Genomic DNA, 3,299 nt, shown 5'->3' with positions numbered 1-3,299 from the left:
TACAATCCGGCTGTAAATCGATACCGAGGCATCGCAGAATTTACCCTAGAGTCTCAAAGATGGAAGGCTTCGCCTATATCCCCGATCCGGGCGATGGACCGAAACTGGCTGGGCGCAACGCCGGCGTGGTCGCGGAAGAAGCGGGTAAAGTGCGCTTGGGTGGAAAAGCCGAGCTTATCGGACATTTGGCCGAAACTCAGATCGCTATTGACCGTGCCGAAAATGGCCTTTTCCAGTCGCAAAACATTCAGAAAGACGCGCGGGCTCACGCCGGTCGAGGCTTCGAAAACACGGAAGAAATTGGCGCGGCTCATGCCTGCCTCTGCCGCCAGTCGCTCGATATTGTCGACCTCGCCCGGTTCGCGTCGGATCATGGCTATAGCTTTTCGTACGCGCCAGTCCACCGATTGCACGCGCGCCGCCTCGCGCAGTCCCGCCCCGACACTGCGCCATTCTGTAAAGCGTTCGATCACGGCGATCATCAGGCCACCGAGCAATTTCTCGTGCTCTACGACATCCGTCGGCGCATGGATCATGGACGTGGCCAGCGCCATCGACAATTTGCGGATGTTTAGCGTTATGGCACCTGTGGCGGATGCGAAGAACCCGGCATCGCCGGACGAAGCCCAATTCTTTCGGAACTCTGCCAGCCAGATCGGTTCAATATAGAGGGCAAGGATTAGACAACGCGGCCGGTCCGGCTTATGAACATAGGCATGCGGCGTCCAGGCATTCACCAAAACAGCGCTTTCATCCGTGAGGTGCGCTACAGTCTCGCCGACAAGAAACTGCGTGTCAGCACCATCGACTTTCAAAAGGACATGGCAGTGAGGATGAGCGTGCCGCACAAGATTGCGATCCATATCCAGTAGTGCGACACGGCCAAAACTACCAGAACGTATGCGCAGGGCTTCCGACATCAGCATAATCTAGCAGTACAGACAGACAATAGATAGTAGTAATGATGTAAGGCTGGAATGCCCCATCTGATTTGGCCCATCGTTATGTTTAGAAAACGGAGGACGAAGGATGGCAAACAAGCGGCACAAGCTCGAGGAAATAGTTCAGAAGTTGCGGCAGGTTGATGTGCTTGTCGGCCAAGCGATGCAGCGGGTGGATGCAATCCGCAAAGCTGTAAACGCCATTCAGAAATGTCACCGGTTGCGTTGACTGGAGTGCAGCCTGACAGGGCGTAGACCTCAGATATCGGAGCCCTGGCTGGCTGCGCGGAGCTCGCGATATTGCGCTATCTATCTTTGCAAACATCAAGGCAGAAATCGGCGACCTTTCTCGAATAGTTGGTTGGACACGTGTCTTTGGCATGGTCGCTTCGAGCCCTGGCTACACCAAACAACACTTGGTTGTGAATGGTTTCAGTGATCTCGTCATTGAAGTGTTTGGACCAGACGTAGGCCACCATGCTCGATCAGCTATTGGTGTGTCTGGGTTGCCATTGGGTTTTGCAATTGAGATTGAGGGCGAAGTTCAGATTTCGCACTGACCGCCAACGACAGCTTCGTCCCGCTCCTCGTTGGTTGATCCCGGTTACAGCGGAAGGGCGGTTTGAATTTCGCGCCTTAGACTGGCTTTCAATGGCCGGTCTGGCGAGATCGACCGCAACGCAGCGAAAAGCGTGCCGCACCTGCGAGGGGATGCTGCGTCAGCGAAGGCGGGAAAACGAATGTCGGTTGTGTCCCGCTTAGGAGACACCTGCGCAGGCCGCAGCAAATGTCCGGTTCCCGCCCTTGGTGTCGGTCTTCACTTCCGGCCCAAACCTGCCGTTGACGTCACCACACAACGCTGCGGTGCGGCGTTCGCATTGCTGCCATTCGTGCATCGTGCAGCATTTTGTTGGGTGAAGCGTCGTTCAGCGGACAAATTGGACTTTGTTGCAACGACGCTGCGCATTCCATGCCGTTGTTTAATTTTTCGGGTTAGGCCCCAAAAGATCTCGATCAAATGGGGCCTTCCGGCAGCTTAGCCTTTCAGGCTTGTCATTCGTAGATAGGGAAGGACAGTGGTAAAGTCGCCGAATTTCTCTTTTGCATCAGCATCGTTGACAGCGACCGGGATCACAACATCATCACCGACATTCCAGTTTGCCGGTGTTGCGACACCTCGACTGGCGGCCGTCTGCAGGCCATCCAGTGCCCGCAAGACTTCTGCAAAATTGCGGCCCACGTTCATCGGATATGTCATGGACAACTTCATCTTTTTATCTGGCCCTATGATGAATACAGATCTTACGGTCTGGCTATCGTTGGGTGTGCGGCCGTCCGGTAAGTAGGCATCTGCTGGCAACATGTCGAAGGCTTTTGAAACTGTCAGGCCATCGTCCGCAATAATCGGGAAGCCTGCGGGTGCGCCCCCAACTTTTTCAATGTCGCCCTTCCACTTCTTGTGATCCTCAACACCATCCACGGAAATCCCGATGACCTTGGTGCCGCGCTTGGACCATTCATCGGCCAACTGCGCGACCGCGCCAAACTCTGTCGTGCAAACAGGGGTAAAGTCTTTAGGATGCGAAAAAAGGATTGCCCAGTTGTCTCCGATCCAATCATGCAAGGAAAATGTGCCTTGGTCAGTTTCCACGGTTAGGTTCGGAACCGTGTCGTTTATACGTAGGCTCATGGTGTTGTTCCTTTATGGAGTTGTGCTCTGAAAACATGGCGGCTCTTGCTGAGCTGCGTGCACAAAGCAAGTTAGAGGCTAGGCTCAACGAATTGATCATGCAATGATTGCCGCAAGCTGTTCGAAAGAGTAGCGTCGCGAGATTGGTTCAAATGAGTTGCCCGGTAGGCAAGTGACGCTTGTTTAGAAGCATCGACCACTGACCATTGGGAGAAGCAGAAATGATTTTCAGGCAACTTTTTGACAAAACATCCAGCACTTACACTTACCTTCTTGCCAGCCGGCACGGTGGTGAGGCGCTGCTGATCGATCCGGTTTTTGAGCACACCAACCGGTATTTGAAGCTGCTTGAGGAACTCGACCTCAAGCTAGTGAAGGTCGTTGATACGCATATTCACGCCGACCATGTCAGCGCGATGGGTAAATTGCGCGACGCTACACGTTGCACGACCGTCATGGGCGAACAGTCTCCCGCGGATGTGGTCTCAATGCGCGTGCGCGATAATGACCCATTAACGATCGAAGGTCTTAAGCTGACCGCTCTGTACACACCGGGGCACACATCGGAAAGTTACAGCTTCTTGATGGATGACCGGGTGTTTACCGGCGATACCCTGTTGATCAGGGGAACGGGTCGTACTGACTTTCAAAATGGCGATCCATATGCG

At 54.0% G+C, this 3,299-nt stretch carries 4 protein-coding genes; 2 read left to right on the top strand and 2 right to left on the bottom strand.

Annotation, left to right across the window (positions count from 1 at the left end):
• Positions 1-53: 53 nt before the first annotated feature.
• The gene (locus tag AC221Y_RS22430; RefSeq protein ID WP_486708515.1) at positions 54-920 is read right to left on the bottom strand and encodes a helix-turn-helix transcriptional regulator; all 867 of its coding nucleotides are present in this window, start codon (positions 918-920) and stop codon (positions 54-56) included.
• 109 nt (positions 921-1,029) lie between these two features.
• Between AC221Y_RS22430 and AC221Y_RS22425 the strand changes: the two genes are divergently transcribed.
• A complete protein-coding gene (locus tag AC221Y_RS22425; protein WP_486708516.1) occupies positions 1,030-1,170 on the top strand; it encodes a hypothetical protein in 141 nt (46 codons plus the stop codon).
• A gap of 807 nt (positions 1,171-1,977) precedes the next feature.
• On the opposite strand, the gene AC221Y_RS22420 is transcribed toward AC221Y_RS22425, so the two are convergent.
• Entirely contained in the window at positions 1,978-2,631 is a 654-nt protein-coding gene (locus AC221Y_RS22420) for a peroxiredoxin (protein WP_486708514.1), read from the bottom strand.
• A gap of 221 nt (positions 2,632-2,852) precedes the next feature.
• Between AC221Y_RS22420 and AC221Y_RS22415 the strand changes: the two genes are divergently transcribed.
• Positions 2,853-3,299: MBL fold metallo-hydrolase (locus AC221Y_RS22415; protein ID WP_486708513.1), on the top strand; the 447-nt coding region annotated here is incomplete at its 3' end.

The organism is Boseongicola sp., assembly GCF_057460485.1.
Note: the sequence above shows the minus strand (reverse complement) of the source record. Positions and strands in the feature narration are given on the sequence as shown.